We start from the raw sequence: 15,289 nt of genomic DNA on the forward strand, positions 1-15,289 counted from the left end.
CGCCGTGCCGACCGACACGTCCGACCTCGACCGCCGTCTGCGCGCCGTCGAACGTACGCTGACCGACGGGACCCTCGACGCCGGCGACGGCGACGCCGACACCCGCACCGACGGTGCTCGCGACCACGGCCTCGACGCCCTCCCGGAACGCGCGGCGCTCGCCGCCCGTCTCGGTGAGGTGGAGACGCAGTTGGAGACGGTCGAGTCCCGCCTCGACGAACTCGACGCGGCCACGCAGGCCGTCCGTGGCTACGTCGGCGGCGTCCGGGCGGTGAACCGCGACGTGGAGCGCCGGGCCGACGCCGCGCTCGCCGCCGTCGACCGCCTCGAACGCGCGATGGCCGACGGGTCGGGAATCGCCGGCGACGACGGCCTCTCCCGAGCGGTCGCCGCCGCCCGGGACGAGACTCCCGTCGGCGAGAGTGGGGGGAACGACGGAGGCGACGGCTCGGACGACGCCTGCGACCCCTCCAGTTCCGGCGGGGTTCGGTCCGGTGCCGACCTGACGGGTGACGACGCCGACGCCGCCGACGGGGCCGGTAGCACCGACAGCGCCGACAGCGAGAGCCCGGTCGATACCGTCGAGAGCGGCGACCGCGGCGGCCACGACGGCTCGGTGGCTGGTCGGCTCCGCGACGTGCTGTGATTCGCGTCGTCCTCGCCGTCGCGCTCGCCGTCGCCCTCCTCGCCGCCTCGGTGCCGGCCGTCGAGGACGCGCGGGAGTCCGCCTCCGTCTCGGCGCTCGACCGCGAGGTCCGTGCCGTCCACGGCGCGGCCGCCGGACTCGTCGACGCCGAAGACGCGACCGCCGACGGGGTGCCGGGCGCTCGCCGGACGTTGACCGTCGTCCTCCCACGCCGGGGGTGGCGCAGGGCCGGCGTCGACTACCTGAAAATCGGCTGTGACCCCCCCGACGCCGCCGGCGACGACGTCATCTCCTACCGCCTCACCGGTGGCGTCGCTCGTCGGTTCGGAGTGCCCGGCGTCGACCTCGACACGCCGGACCAGCCAGTGGTGTTCACCGAGCCGGGGGCCCACCGTCTCACGCTCGGGCTGGCGCGCGGGTCGTCCGGCGAGGAACCTCGGGTCGTCGTTCGCCGCGGGACGACGCCCTCGGGCTCCGGTCGGTCGCCCGCCCTCCTGTCGCCCCCTCCCCTGTTTCCTACCCTCCTGTCGCCCGTCGTCCCCGCGAGAGTTCAAGTGAGGTGAGGCGACCATCGAGCGTCGTGTTCCCCATCTCGAATTTCGACATCGGGTTCGACCTCGACTTCGACCTCGAACTCGGTTCGGTCGTCGGCTCCGACCCGAGCGGACTCCTGACCGACGGCGGCGACGACTCGAACGGCGACTGCCGCTGTCGGGCTTCCTTTCACGAGCCGCGGGGAACCGGGCTCGACCGACGGGTCGAACTCCACCTCGACGGCGACGACTGTCCGGGAGCGGGCGACCTCGCCGCGTCGCCACCCTGCCGAGAGCGGGCGATTCGAGCCCTCGCGAGCCGCGACGCCGACGTGGTCAGGAGCCGCCACCGGGGCCGCGAACGCCGGTACGTCGACGGCGCGGCCGGACTCCTCCTCGCCGCGGGACGCTTCGTCGAGCGCGCCGAGTGGCACGACGAGCGCCTCGCCGACCGTGCGGCACGCGACCCCCTCGCGGCGGCGCGGGAGGCGACCGGTCGGGCCGGCCCGGTGCGCGAAATCGCCGTCGAGACCGGACTCGCGGCGGGCGCCGACCGCGTCCGTGACCTCGGCAGGTGCGCGAGCGACGGGGGCGGCGACGGAGTCGGCCGGGGCGACGGTGTCGACGTGGACGACGCAGACGCGGACGACGTAAACGTGGTAGACGACGACGTCCGGGGTGACGAGGGCGACCGCTACGCCGGCGCGCTCCGGGCGTTCGTCGGCCCGACCGTGGCGCGCTCCCGGGTCGCCGGCCCGCCGCCGGGGGCCAGACTACTCGACCGGCGGACGCTCGACTCCGGCGCGGTGGTCCGGCGGTACGGGACCGCCGACGGGCGGGAGCGGTACTGTCTGGACCCCGTCGCCCACCGGCTGGACGACGAATCGACCGCCGTACTCGCCGCGGCCCGCGACCGTCTCGCCGCCGGCGCCGTCGACGGCGGGGAGCGGGCGCCACACCGGGCGGTGAAGGCCGTCGTCGACGCCGGGGAGGGAGGAAGGGAGCGAGGTGGAGGGAAGGGAGACACCGGAGGAGACGACGCACTCCCCGTCGAGCGCCTCGGGACCGTCCTCGCGCGCTACACCCGAGGCAACGGCGTGGTCGACGCGCTGTTCGGCGACCCTCGGGTCTCCGACGCCTTCGTCACCGCGCCGGCGGCGGCGAACCCGGTCCGCGTGACCGTCGACGGTGAGACGCTCCCGACGAACGCCCGGCTCACGCCGACCGGGGCGGCCACGCTCGCCTCCCGGTTTCGGCGGGCGAGCGGGCGCTCGTTCTCGCGGGCGGCGCCGACGCTCGACGCCGCGATTTCGGGGCCGGACGACGGCCGGATTCGCGTCGCCGGCGTCACCGACCCGGCGAGCGACGGCGTCGCGTTCGCCTTCCGGCGGCACGGCGGGGACGCGTTCACCCTGCCCGCGCTCGTCGCAAACGGGACGCTCCCGGCCGACGCCGCCGCGCTCCTGTCGCTCGCCGTCGAGCGCGCCGCGGCGACGCTCGTGGCGGGCACCCGCGGCGCCGGGAAGACGACGCTGCTCGGGACGCTCCTCTGGGAACTCCCCGAGTCGACGCGGACGGTGACGGTCGAGGACACGTCCGAACTCCCGGTCGAGGCGCTCCAGCGCGAGGGTCGGGACGTCCAACCGCTATACGCCGGCACCGACGCGGACGCGACGCTGACGCCGACCGACGCGCTCCGGACCGCCCTCCGACTCGGGGAGGGCGCCCTCGTCGTCGGCGAAGTTCGCGGCGAGGAGGCCGCGGCGCTGTACGAGGCGATGCGCGTCGGCGCGGGCGGCAGTGCGGTGCTCGGCACCATCCACGGCGACGGCGGCGAGGACGTGCGCGAGCGCGTCGTCGCCGACCTCGGCGTGACCCCGTCGGCGTTCGGCGCGACCGACCTCGTCGTCACCTGCGGCCGCGACGCCGACGGCCGCCACCGGGTGAACCGAATCGAGGAGGTTCGAACGACCGACTCCGGCGTCCGGTTCGCGACGCTGTTCGAAGTCGGCGGGGGTGACGGCGTCGACGAAGTTCGCGGCGAGGAGGAGTCCGCCGGACTCCGACCGACGGGGACGGTCGACCGCGGCAACAGCCGACTCGTCGCCTCCCTCGCCCGCCCCGACGAGTCCTACGCGGACGTGCTCGACGCCCTCGGCCGCCGCGAGTCCGCCGTCGCCGCCCTCGCGCGGACCGGGCGGACGCGACCGGCGACGGTCACCGCCGCGTACCGGAGCCGACGGGGCGGAGGTGAAGCCGCCGACGAAGCCGGCGGCGGCGACTCCGTCGCCGGGCGGGCCGACGACGGGGGCACGCCGTGAGTCGCACGTCGGGCGAGCGTCGACTCGACGTCGCGGTGAAATCCCTCGCGGGGGTCTACCCCTGGCCTGCGCCGGACGCCGGCGACGACCTCTCCCGGGCGCTCGCCTTTCTCGACTCGGCGCGGGCGCCGTCGGAGGTCGTCGCCGCGGGGTACGTCGCCGGTGCGGTCGCCGCGGCCCTCCTCCTCCCCCTCACGGTCGTCCTCCCCCCGCTCGTCGCGACCGCGGCCGCAGTCGCGGCCGGTTTCGGCACGATGTACGCCGCCCACCGCGGACCGGTGGTACTCGCCCGAATCAGGCGAACGCGGGCGCTCGGCGCGTCGAGCGACCTGGTCGGGCGGGCGGTGCTCCGGATGCGCCTCGACCCGGCACTCGAAGGGGCGGCCGCTTTCGCCGCCCGGGGTGGCGACGGGCCGCTGGTCCGGAGCCTCCGCCGACACGTCCGTCGGGCGGCCGGCACGCCACGGAGCGGCCTCGACGACTTCGCCGCCGAGTGGGGGTCGTCGTTCGCGGCGCTCGACCGGTCGGTGTCACTGCTAGTGGCGGGCGCCGCCGCGCCGGCGGAGGAGCGGGCGCGGACGCTCGACCGCGCCCTCGACACCGTCCTGGAGGGCACTCGCGAGGAACTCGCGGCGTTCGCCGGGCGGGTCAGGGGGCCGGCGACCGGCCTCTACGCCTTCGGCGTGCTCCTCCCGCTGGCGCTGGTCGGCGTCGTCCCCGCCGCCGGCGTGGCCGGCATCGGCGTGACGCCGCTCGCGTTCGTGCTCGTCTACGACCTGTTGCTCCCCGGGGGACTGCTCACCGCGAGTGTCTGGCTCGTCTCCCGCCGTCCGGTGGCGTTCCCGCCGCCGTCGGTGACTCGTGACCACCCGGGCGTTCCCGAGCGGCGCTGGTCCGAACCCGCGGCGGCACTGAGCGCGGGTGTGACCGGCTGGGTCGGCGCGGGCGTCGCGGCCGGGGACTGGGCCGCGCCGGTCGCCGCCGTCGGCGCCGGAGCGGGCGCGTGGCTGGTCGTCCGCTACCGACCGGTGGCGTCGGTCCGCGAGCGCGTCCGTGCCGTCGAGGCCGGCCTCCCGGACGCGCTCTACCTCGTCGGCCGGCGCGTCGCGGAGGGGGTCGCCGTCGAGGTCGCACTCGACCGCGCGGCCGACGAGGTCCCCGACGCGACCGGCGACGTGCTCGGGGACGCCGTCCGAGTCGGGCGCACCCTCCGAGTGGACGTCCACAGCGCCTTCCTCGGCGACTGCGGTGCGCTCGCCGACGTGCCGAGTCCACGCCTTCGGGGCGCCGCACGCCTGCTCGCGCTGGCGGCCGCCGAGGGGCGGCCCGCCGGGGAGACCGTCGTCGCGATGGCCGACCAGCTCGCCGACCTGCGACGGCTCGAACGCGAGGCGCGCCGCGAGTTAGCGTCCGTGACGGGGACGCTCTCGAACACGGCCGCCCTCTTCGGCCCGCTCGTCGGCGGCGCCACGGTCGCGCTGGCGGACGCGATGGCCGACCACGCCGGCGGCGAGGGGATGACGGGCGCACCCACCGCGCCGAACGGCGCCGCCGGCGCGACCGGAGGCGCCGCGCTCGCCACCGCCGACCTCGGACCGGCCGTCTTCGTCTACGTCCTCCTGCTCGCCGCAATTCTCACCGGTCTCGCGGTAGCGCTGGAGCGAGGACTGGACCCGGCGCTCGTCGGCTACCGCGTCGGGCTGGCGCTGCTGTCGGCGACGGCGACGTTCCTCGCCGCCGTCGCCGGCGCCGGCCTGCTGGCCTGAACGAGCGAGACCGGGCTTCGAGCGTGAACACACGAGCGTTCAAGTACGGGGACGGGACCACCCCCGTCGTGTTCGACGCACCCATCGACGCCTGGTACGTCTGGTTCGGAACCGCCGTCGCCGGCGCGACCCTGCTCGGCGTCGTCGGCTCGCTGCCGACGACAGCGCCGCCCGACGCGACGGTCGTGGCCGACACCGTGGACTCCGTCGCGGCCAGCGAGACGGCGGCGACGGGGGAGGTCCCACTCGACGCGACCGCGCTCAGAATCGGACCCCACCGGGTCGCCCTCCGCAACGACGCCGGAACGGCGCACGGGTCGTTCGCGTTCGGCCCCGTGACGCCCGTCGCCGACGGCTCGCGCCTCCAGCGGGTCGTGTACGGCACACCCCCGAACCGCGTCTTCGACTCGCCGACCGCCTTCCAGCAGGCGGTCGTCGAGGCGCGGACCCGCGAAGCGACCTGGGAGACCGCCGACCGAACGATGGTCGTCAGGTCGACCGAGTGGGGAGGTGTCGATGTCACGCTCGTCGACGCGTGAAGCCGGTCGAATCGGCACGCCGTCGCCGACACGACTATCGAGCCGACGGAGTGGCTATCCCGGCGACCGCGCACAGGCCGAACCGACAGTCGCGCTGGCGGCGGTCTTCGCCGTCGCCGTGGGGGTAAGCCTCTACGCCGGCGTCCTCGGCGACGTCGTCCCGGACCGCGAGCGAGACCTGTCGGAGCCGACGCTCCGACGGGTGTTCGACCGGGTGACTGCGGGCGGAGTCGCGTCGCCACCCCGACTCTCGGAGGCTCTCGCCGGCGACCCGGAGAGCGGTCGCGGCGGGTCGCAGGTCGGCCCGTCCGGGTACGGCGTGAACGCCACGCTCCGTGCGGGCGGCGAACGCTGGAGCGCCGGCCCGACGCCGCCGCCGGGCGCCGACCCCGACGTGACTTCGCGCTCGGTGAGTGTTCGGCTCGACCCTGGCACCGTCAGAGCGGGGAGACTCGTCGTCCGGGTGTGGTCGTGACCAGCGCCCTCATCGACGCGACGGTGTGTCTGTTGCTCGTCTCGGCCGGCGTCGGGACGCTCGTCTCGGTGAACGACCCGTCGGCGGTCGGCGGGCCGGCGTCCGGCGAGCGGGCGGCCGACCGTGCCGACGCGACCGCGGAGACGCTGGCGACGGCCACGGCGTCGGTGAACTACTCGCTCGCGACGGGGGTTCGCGAGGCCGGCGGGCCGACCGACCGTCTCCCCAGACTGGACGGCAACCGCTTCCGCCGGACCGACCACGGGTCGCTCGCCAGACTGCTCGCCGACGCTGCGGTGGCGAACACGACGGTCGACGGCCGGCGGACGAGTCTGGCATCGGTCGGGTTCGTCCGTGCCGTCCGGACGACGGTCGCGAACCGGACGGGCCCGCGCGTCCAGGTCGTCGCGCTCTGGCGGCCGTCTCCCGGGGGGGCCGTCGAAGGACGGGTCGTCGCCGGCGCCGAGCCGCCACGAACCGGAGCCGTCCACGCCGCGGCGCTGGCGGTTCCCGTCGGTGGAACGGGGAATTCCGGAGCGAGTAGGCGAACCGGAGAAGCGTCGTTCGGACGGCTGGCCGAGGGAGTCGCTCGGAAGACGATTCGAACGCTCGTCCCGGCCGGACGAACCGAGACTGCGCTCCGGGCCGACTACCCGGCGTCGGCGCTCGTCGAACACCGGTATCGTCGACTGGGTGCGGCGCTCGGCGTCGAGGTCCTCCCGGCCGTCGAACGGGGGAACACGACCGCCGCGAATCGTCAGCTCACCCGGGTACTCCAGCCTCGGGTCGAACGCGGCCTTCGGGACCGGTTCCCCTCCGCCGAGCGCGCGGGGGAGTCGACCGCCGCGAGCCGGGTGCGAATCGTCGTCAGGACGTGGTCGCCGTGAGGCTGGCCGAGGACCGTCGCGCCCGGGTCCCGTTCGCACTCGTCGGCGTCCTCCTGCTGGTCGGGAGCGCGACGTTCGCCGCGTCGCTCGCGCAGCCACCGGTCCGCGAGGACCGTTCGGTCGGGGTCGCGATGGACCGTGCCGAGGCGTCGGCGACGACCGAGTTGCGCTCGGCCGTCCGCGAGGCCGCGCGCGACGCCGCCCGTCGTCCGGTTACCGCGGCGGCAAACACGACGGCCGGGCGCGCCCTGAACGAGTCGACGCCGTTCCGAGACGCCCTCCGGCTCCGAATCTACCTCGCCGCCCGCGAGGCGTTCGCCTCCTCGTCCGTCGACCGACGGGGGGTCGTCGCGAGCGCGACCCTGTCCGGCGTCGAGGAGACCACGGCGTCGGTCCGGACGGCGAAACGCCGCGTCGGAGTCGAGTCCGTCGGCGGGGGGAGCGCGGTGCGCGTCGTCCTCCGGAACGTGACGATTCGGGCCGAGCGCCGGGACCGCGTCGTCGCGAGCGAACGGGAGACGCTGACCGCGACGGTGGCGACGCCCGTCCTCGCCGCACACGACCGGACCGTGGAGTACGAGCGACGGCTGAACGCCGCCCCGCTCGCGGGGCCCGGGCTCGGCAACCACCTCAGCGCTCGACTCTACCCCATCGCGTGGGCCCGGGGTGGCGCGCAGTTCGGCGGCGCGCCCATCGAGAACGTCGTCTCGAACCGACACGTCGAGTTCGCGACGAACGGCGGCCTCCTCGCGACCCAGCGCAACGTGTACGGTCGGACCGACCGCGGCGCCCGCTACGGCTATCGCGTCGCCGCCGGCACGGTCGCGCTCCACGACCTGTTCGCGGGGGAAGTGGTGACGGAGGGGAACCGGGCCGACGAGTTCGTTCCGCCGCCCGCCCTCGAGCCGCCCCGCCAGGGCACGCCGCCGACGCTGACGGCCGAGAGGAACGGAGGAACCGACTCCGGACCGAATCGGACGTTCACCGTGAGCGTCAACCGGACCGCGGACCTCGCGTACCTCTCGCTTCTCGACGGCGAGCCGACGCGTGGCGTCGCGCGGTCCGACGACCTCGACGCCGCGCTCGGCGGCGCGTACCGCGCCGAGGCCGTCCTTCTGACGCGTGTTCGCCAGACGCGGAACGAGGACCGACCCCCGGCGACCGCTCCCGGGGCGAACTGGTCGCTCGTCCGCGAGTCCGTGTCGACGCGGACCGTCGTCCGGGACACCGCGGTCGACGAACGGTGGCGTCCGACGACGGCGGGCGTGGAGGGGAGTAGGGGCGGAGGCTCGGACCAGACGTTCACACGGTTCGCCCGGTACGTCGTCGAGCGCCACACCGTGACCCGAACGTGGCGCCGGGGGAGCGAGACGGTCCGCCGCGAGTCGACCTGGGCGGACCGCCACCGAGTCGACGCCGCGCTCCGTGGCCGGTACCGGCCGACGGCGGGCGCACCGAACCGGTCGACCCGACCGCTGTTCCGCCGCGGCGGCGCCGTCGACGGCCCGAACCTCGCGGACGTGCGGGGAGCCGCCCGGAGCCGTCTCGTCGACGGCAACGGCGGCCGCGACGGCGTCGCCCGCCGAGCCGTCGAGGGTAGTCTCGACTCCGGGTCCCGACTCGGCGTCGGCCTCGGGGGCGGCGGGACCGAGACCGTCGTCCGCGGAGACCGCCCGAGGACGTTGCGGCCGTGGGTCGCCGCCGACCTCGCCGACCTCCGCGAGCGGGTCCGAGCCGTCGGCGTCGAGGTGTCGAGCGGCGCCGTCGCGGCCGGCGACGCGAACCCCCCGGCGGCGCTGGCGTCTCGCCTCCGGTCCCGGCGTGCGTCGCTCGTCGACGCCCCGGAGACGTACGACGGCGCCGCCGACCGCGCGAGAGTCGCGGCGCGAGCGGCGTACCTCGACCGGGTGCTCGCGGCGCTCGACCGGCAGGCGGCCGACCAGTCGACCGCGAACGGCCGGCTCGGGGACCTGCTGGCCGAGCGCGGACCGGGCCCCGGCGACGTGCGGCGTCTCGTCGCCGGGCGGTACGACGAGGGGTCGACCCCGGAGTCGGTCGTCGACGCCGACGCTCCCGGTGGGTCGGTGACGCTGGTTCCGGACGGGTCGCCCGGCTACCTGACCCTCTCGCCGACGACCGGTCGCCACGTCGCGGGCCTCCCGGAGGGCGCCAGCTACCGCCCGCTCGCCGCCAGGAACGTGAACCTCTTCACGGTTCCCTACGGCGACGCCGCCGACGCGGTGTTGGAGCCGCTCCTAGCCGAGGAGAAGCGCGTCTCGCTTCGCACCGGGGCGGCGACGCTCGTCGCCGCGAACCGGACACTGGAGCGAGAGGGCGGGTCGAACCTGACGCTCCAGAGACGGCGGACGCGGCTCCGGAAGGCCGTCTCCAGGGGGATACGACCGGTCGATACCGCCGCGAGGGCGACGCTGGCCCGGCGGACCGACCTCTCGAAGCGCGAGCGGGTGGCCGTCGTGACGGCGGCCGGGCGCGAGTGGAACGGCGTCGGGCGACGGGCGCTCGCGGCGACGAACGGGTCGTTCGCCCGGGCGGTGGCGGCGGAGGCGAGGACCCGAGCGGACCTGTCGGCGCGGGAGGCAAACACCCTCTCCGTCCGACTCCGGGTTCGCATCGGGAGCGTCACCGAGCGCTCGGCCGCGTCGGTGCCGCAGGCGCCGACGAATCGAACCGCGGTGGCGACGCAGGCGGTCTCGCACGCCCTCGTCGAGCACGCGGTCTCGGGGGCGGCCGGGAACCTCTCCGAGAGGGCGGTGGAACGGCTCGCCGGCGGCACCTACGGGTCGGTTCCGGCCGGACTCCCCGTCCTCCCGCCGGGCGTCGGACCGACGTACGGCGTGGTCAACGCGTGGACGGTCGACGTGCGCGGCGAGTACCGCCGCTTCGCCGTGCGAGCGCGAAGCGGACCACCGTCCGACGGTGCCGGCCTAACGTACGTCCGCGACGGGGCCTCGGTCCGTCTCGACGTGGACGGCGACGGCGACGGCGAGCGACTGGGGGCGAACGAACGAGTGTCGTTCCGGACCGGGACGGTCGTCGTCGTCGCCGTCCCGCCGTGGGGTACCGGCGTCGGCGACGTGGACGGCGTGATGAACGAGAGTTCGGAGGGGTGGCCTCGGCCCGGGTGCGAGTCCGAGCCGGCCCAAGCGTGTGAGACGGGCGGCGTGTGAACACCGGACGCCGTCGACCCGACCGCAGTGACAACCGTTTTGCCCGCGGCGGGCCGACTCCGGGGTATGTTGTACGACGCAGTCGACGAGCCGGCCTCGCTCGACGCCGCGGCGCTGCAGGCCGCCTACGAGCGCGAGCTGGCGGCCGTCGTCGAGGCCGAGGGGCTCGACGCCGTCGCCGACGAGACGGGAGTCGACCGGGACCGACTGGCGGCGCTCGACGGCGAGCGCGCCGACAGCGACACCGACGTCGGCCAGCTCACGCTCTCCGAGGCCGCCGCGGTGCTCGCGGTCTCGGACGACTACCCCGACGCCGAGGCCATCGTGATGGAGGTCCGCGACCACCTCCTGCTGTCGATGACGACCGGCGTCGTCGACGTCGACATCCTCGCCGCCAACCTCGACCACGACCTGACGGGCCAGGAGGTCCAGCAAGCCATCGAGGGGCGCAACCCGATGACGCTCGCCCAACTCGCCGCCATCCAGCGCTTCCTCGCCGAGCGCAACGACCGCTGACCCATGAGCGAGCCATCGACGACCGGCGCCGAGCGCGTCGTGATTCTGGGCTGTGGCTACGTCGGACTCGAACTCGGTCGCCAACTCCGGGCGGCCGGCCACGACGTCGTCGCCGTCCGGCGCTCCGACGACGGGTTGGACGCGGTCGAGTCCGCGGGGCTGGAGGCCGTTCGGGCCGACGTGACCGACCCCCACAGCCTCGCGGCCGTCCCCGACGCCGACTGGCTGGTGTTCGCCGCGAGCACCGGCGGGCGCGGCGCCGACGCGGCCCGCGAGACGTACGTGGAGGGGCTCCGGGCCAGCATCGACGCGTTTGCCGACCGCGACAGCGCACCCGACCGGCTGGTGTACACGTCGAGTACGGGCGTGTACGGCGACCACGGCGGCGACTGGGTCGACGAGTCGACGCCGCTGTCGCCGACGACCGAGAAGACCGAGGTGCTCGTCGAGGCCGAGTCGATAGCGACCGACTACGCCGAGGAGCGGGGAGTCGACGGTACTATCGCCCGTTTCGCGGGGCTGTACGGCCCTGACCGGTACCGGCTGGAGCGCTACTTGGAGGGGCCGGTGACGGCGGGCTACCTCAACATGGTCCACCGCGACGACGCCGCCGGCGCCGTCCGGTACCTACTCTCCGAGGACCTCGCGCGGGGGGAACCGGTGCTCGTCGTCGACGACGAACCCGTCTCGAAACACGAGTTCGCCGACTGGCTGGCGGACGCCTGTGGCGTCGACCGGCCGGAGAAGCGGACGAAGGAGGCGCGGTTGGCGGCCGGCGACCTCTCGGAGGCGGCGAGACGCCGGATTCTGACGAGTAAGCGGTGCTCGAACGCGCATCTACGGTCCTTGGGCTACGAGTTCACGTTTCCCACGTTTCGGGAAGGATACCGCGCCGCGGTCGACGGGTTTCCGTCGGGATAAGCCCGCCATTCTCCCTGTACGAGCGGGTTAACGGGCGGTTCAGTCGCCTGAAACCATGGGGAACCTTCTTGCCAGTCCCCACGTACTTGCAGGATATGCGTGGCTGGGCAGATAACCCCGCGGAGTCGTTCGCGGCGGCCGAACGGTTCGTCGTGACGAACCCCGGGGTGGTGGCCGCGGTGGCCGTCGCGGTGCTCGCGCTCGCTCTCGGGCTCTACGCGCTGCGTCGCTTCCGGCGGCCCATCGGCGCCCGCTTTCGAGGGGTCCTCGCGAACCGGGACCGCATCGTCGTGTTGATGCATCCGAACCCAGACCCCGACGCGATGGCCGCCGCCATCGGGGTCGCCTGCTTGGCCGAACAGGTCGACACCGACGCCGTCCTCCAGTTCTCCGGACAGATTCGTCACCAAGAGAACCGCGCCTTCCGGACCGTCCTCGACCTCGACCTCGAACGAATCGACCACGTCTCCGACCTCGCAGCGCCGGACGTGGTACTCGTCGACCACAACACCCCCCGCGGGTTCGGCGGCGCCGGCGGGGTCCTCCCCCTCGCCGTCGTCGACCACCACCCCGGCGAGGGCGCCGGCGAGGAGTTCACCGACGTCCGCACCGACTACGGCTCCTGTTCCTCCATCGTCGCCGAGTACATGCAGGACATCGGCGCGAAGCCCGTGCCGCCGGACCAGCACGCCTCCGAAATCGACGCCGAGTACACCGTCCCGTCGACGGTCGCGACCGGCCTCCTCTACGGCATCCTCGCCGACACGAAGCATCTGACGGCGGGCGCGGCGGCCGCCGACTTCCGGGCCGCCTCGTACCTCTCACCGGGCGTCGACGAGGACCTGCTCGACCGCATCGCCAACCCGCAGGTGAGCGCCGAGGTGCTCGAAGTGAAGGCCCGCGCCATCGCCGGGCGCAAAGTGGAGGGTTCCTTCGCCGTCAGCGACGTCGGTCAACTGTCGAACGTCGACGCCATCCCGCAGGCCGCGGACGAACTCATCCAACTCGAGGGCATCACCGCGGTCGTCGTCTGCGGCGAGCGCGAGGGGACGCTGTACCTCTCCGGGCGCTCCCGCGACGACCGCGTCCACATGGGCCGAGCGCTGGAGGCCGCGGTGTCGGACATCCCCCACGCCAGCGCCGGCGGCCACGCTCGGATGGGCGGCGGCCAGATTCAACAGGGGACCGCTCTCCCCGGCGGCGCCAACGGCGGGGGCGGAGGCGGGGGTGCCGGCAGCGTGGCCGAGCAGGAACCGGTCTCTCGCGCCGAAATCATCGAGCGCATCTTCCGGTCGATGGCCGGGGACGTCTGAGTTCCGTCCCGTCGACTGAGTTCCGTCCCGTCGACTATGTCCGGTCCCGCCGACCGGCACCGCGGACCCACGACCCTTTTCGCCCGTCCCGCCCAAACCCGAGCATGGCGACGACCAGCGGCACGTGGGGGTATCGCGACCGGTTCGGCGACGCCTTCGGCCGGACCTACTTCCGCCGCTTCGGGCCGGGCGTGGTCTCCAGCGTCGGCGTCGGCACGTACCTCGGTGACCCCACCGACGACGCCGACGACCGGTATCGCGAGGCGGTCCGGACCGCGCTCGACGCCGGCGTGAACGTCGTCGACACCGCCGTCAACTACCGCGCCGGGCGGTCCGAACGGGTCGTCGGCGAGGCGCTCGCCGAGTCGAGCGCCGACCGCGACGAGGTGCTCGTGGCGACGAAGGGCGGGTTCCTCCCCTTCGACGGCGAGCGGCCGGAGGAGCCCGCGGCGTACGTCCGTCGGGAGTTCGTTGAGCCGGGGCTGGTGGACCCCGACGACCTCGTCCGCGGGAGCCACTGCATCGCGCCCGACTTCCTGGACGCGATGGTCGACCGCTCGCTGTCGAACCTCGACCTCGACGCGGTCGACCTCTACTACGTCCACAACCCGGAGACACAGTTGACGGAGCACCCACGTGACGAGGTGTACGACCGACTGGAGGCCGCCTTCGAGACGCTGGAGCGGCGGGTCGCGGCCGGCGACGTCGGGGCGTACGGCGTGGCGACGTGGGAGGCGTTCCGGATGCCCGAGGGCCACGACAGCTACCTCTCGTTGCCGGCGGTGGTGGCGCGGGCAGAAGCCGCCGCGGAGACGGTCCACGGCGACGGTGCGAGCCACGGCTTCGAGGCCGTCCAGTTGCCGTTCAACGTCGGGATGGCGGACGCGTTCTCGCTGAAGAACCAGCGGAAGCCGGAGTCGGGCGACTCGGTGAGTACCCTCGAGTACGCCCACGACGCCGGCCTCGGGATGTTCACGAGCGCCTCCCTCTCGCAGGGCGAGTTGGCGCGCGAGGGCGTCATCCCGGACGACGTAGCGGCGCTACTGGAGGGCGACTCGGCCGCCCAGCGAGCCATCAACTTCGCGCGGTCGGCGCCCGGCGTGACCTGCTCGCTGGTCGGGATGGGGTCGCCCGAGCACGTCGCCGAGAACGTCGCCGCCGGGACGTTCGACCCGCTGGGCGCACAGGCGTTCGACTCGACGTTCGAGTGAGCCTCACCGGCCGGACGGCGGGGAGCAGACGGCCGACTTACGGATAGCTCCCGTAGCGGTCCTCGTACTCGAGGGCAAGCCGTTCGGCCGACAGCCCCGCGTGTGCGAGTTCGGGAGATTCGACCGCGAGTCCCCCGGCGAGCGTCCCCAGACGCATGCAGGTCTCCGTGTCTTCCCCCTGTGCGTGCCCGTAGAGGAACCCCGAGACGTAGGCGTCGCCGGCGCCGTTCGTGTCGACCATCTCGAAGGACTCGGCGGGCACCTCGATTCGCTCCCCGTCGGCCGTGAGCGCCGTCGACCCGTCCGCCCCCCGGGTGCAGACGACCAGTTCGGTGCCGGCGTCGACGCGCTCCCGCATGAACTCGGTCGGGTCGTCCATCCCCTCCTCGCTCAGAAAGAGGTAGTCGGCGGCGTCGACGAACGCGTCGTGGTGGGGGTCCACGCCGTCGTAGGCGTGCACGTCGCACCAGACCGGCGTGTCGTGGCGCTCGGCCGCGGCGAGGAGCGGACGGGTGTAGTCGACCGGGTTCACCACGAAGGCGTCGCAGGTCTTCACGAGGCGCTCCAGGCGCTCGTAGTCGATGTCGGGGGCCGGCGTCGACTCCACGACGAAGATGCTGATGCGCTCCCCCTCGGCGTTCATGAGGTTGACGTGGCGTTCGGTGCCGTTCGGGTCCACATCGTGGAGGAACGTCGCCGGCTCGTCGGCGAACGTCTCCCGAACGATTCGCCCGTAGCGGTCGTCGCCGAGCATCGCGTGGAACGTCACGTCCAGCCCCAATCGACCGAGGTTCATCGTCTTGCCCGCGCCGGTCGAGCCGACGGTCTCCCGGAAGTCGCGTGCGCGGTGCGTCTCCGTCTCCCGTGGGAACTCGTCGAGGTAGACCATCGCGTTGTACGAGCACCCGCCGGCGACGAAGGCGTCCATGCGTCGGGGTAGCCGAAGGTGCGGATTAGGCCTGCCGGTCGCCGA

The 15,289-nt window shown here is 74.1% G+C and carries 13 protein-coding genes; 12 read left to right on the top strand and 1 reads right to left on the bottom strand.

What is annotated here, in order from left to right; genetic code table 11:
* Positions 1-4: 4 nt before the first annotated feature.
* From N5095_RS13600 to N5095_RS13655, 12 genes are all read left to right on the top strand, one after another.
* Positions 5-646, top strand: a complete 642-nt coding sequence (locus N5095_RS13600; protein ID WP_267623428.1) for a DUF7310 family coiled-coil domain-containing protein — start codon at positions 5-7, stop codon at positions 644-646.
* Positions 643-1,209 (top strand): DUF7311 family protein, encoded by a 567-nt coding sequence (locus N5095_RS13605; RefSeq protein WP_267623429.1) that lies wholly within the window; start codon positions 643-645, stop codon positions 1,207-1,209. The genes N5095_RS13600 and N5095_RS13605 overlap by 4 nt, the downstream gene beginning before the upstream one ends.
* Positions 1,206-3,500 (top strand): ATPase, T2SS/T4P/T4SS family, encoded by a 2,295-nt coding sequence (locus N5095_RS13610; RefSeq protein WP_267623430.1) that lies wholly within the window; start codon positions 1,206-1,208, stop codon positions 3,498-3,500. Before N5095_RS13605 ends, N5095_RS13610 begins: the two co-directional genes overlap by 4 nt.
* Positions 3,497-5,266 (top strand): type II secretion system protein, encoded by a 1,770-nt coding sequence (locus N5095_RS13615; RefSeq protein ID WP_267623431.1) that lies wholly within the window; start codon positions 3,497-3,499, stop codon positions 5,264-5,266. Before N5095_RS13610 ends, N5095_RS13615 begins: the two co-directional genes overlap by 4 nt.
* Positions 5,267-5,334: 68 nt before the next feature.
* A complete protein-coding gene (locus tag N5095_RS13620; protein ID WP_267624485.1) occupies positions 5,335-5,805 on the top strand; it encodes a DUF7283 family protein in 471 nt (156 codons plus the stop codon).
* Complete coding sequence (locus N5095_RS13625) at positions 5,783-6,280, top strand: DUF7285 family protein (RefSeq protein WP_267623432.1); 498 nt, start codon at positions 5,783-5,785, stop codon at positions 6,278-6,280. The genes N5095_RS13620 and N5095_RS13625 overlap by 23 nt, the downstream gene beginning before the upstream one ends.
* Entirely contained in the window at positions 6,271-7,167 is an 897-nt protein-coding gene (locus N5095_RS13630; protein WP_267623433.1) for a DUF7284 family protein, read from the top strand. Before N5095_RS13625 ends, N5095_RS13630 begins: the two co-directional genes overlap by 10 nt.
* On the top strand, positions 7,164-10,355 hold the full coding sequence (locus N5095_RS13635) for a DUF7286 family protein (RefSeq protein WP_267623435.1): 3,192 nt from the start codon (positions 7,164-7,166) through the stop codon (positions 10,353-10,355). Before N5095_RS13630 ends, N5095_RS13635 begins: the two co-directional genes overlap by 4 nt.
* A gap of 66 nt (positions 10,356-10,421) precedes the next feature.
* Positions 10,422-10,871, top strand: coding sequence for a DUF5791 family protein (locus tag N5095_RS13640; RefSeq protein ID WP_267623436.1), 450 nt, complete (start codon positions 10,422-10,424; stop codon positions 10,869-10,871).
* Positions 10,872-10,874: 3 nt separating this feature from the next.
* Complete coding sequence (locus N5095_RS13645; RefSeq protein WP_267623437.1) at positions 10,875-11,792, top strand: SDR family oxidoreductase; 918 nt, start codon at positions 10,875-10,877, stop codon at positions 11,790-11,792.
* 95 nt (positions 11,793-11,887) lie between these two features.
* Complete coding sequence (locus tag N5095_RS13650; RefSeq protein ID WP_267623438.1) at positions 11,888-13,105, top strand: DHH family phosphoesterase; 1,218 nt, start codon at positions 11,888-11,890, stop codon at positions 13,103-13,105.
* A gap of 104 nt (positions 13,106-13,209) precedes the next feature.
* A complete protein-coding gene (locus tag N5095_RS13655) occupies positions 13,210-14,316 on the top strand; it encodes an aldo/keto reductase (RefSeq protein ID WP_267623439.1) in 1,107 nt (368 codons plus the stop codon).
* A 37-nt stretch (positions 14,317-14,353) separates the two neighbouring features.
* Here the strand turns inward: N5095_RS13655 and N5095_RS13660 are convergent, their stop codons facing one another.
* Complete coding sequence (locus tag N5095_RS13660; protein ID WP_267623440.1) at positions 14,354-15,244, bottom strand: carbohydrate kinase family protein; 891 nt, start codon at positions 15,242-15,244, stop codon at positions 14,354-14,356.
* Between the last annotated feature and the right edge of the window lie 45 nt (positions 15,245-15,289).

The sequence above is a fragment of the Halobium salinum genome, from assembly GCF_026586625.1.
GTDB classification, from domain to species: Archaea; Halobacteriota; Halobacteria; order Halobacteriales; family Haloferacaceae; genus Halobium; species Halobium salinum.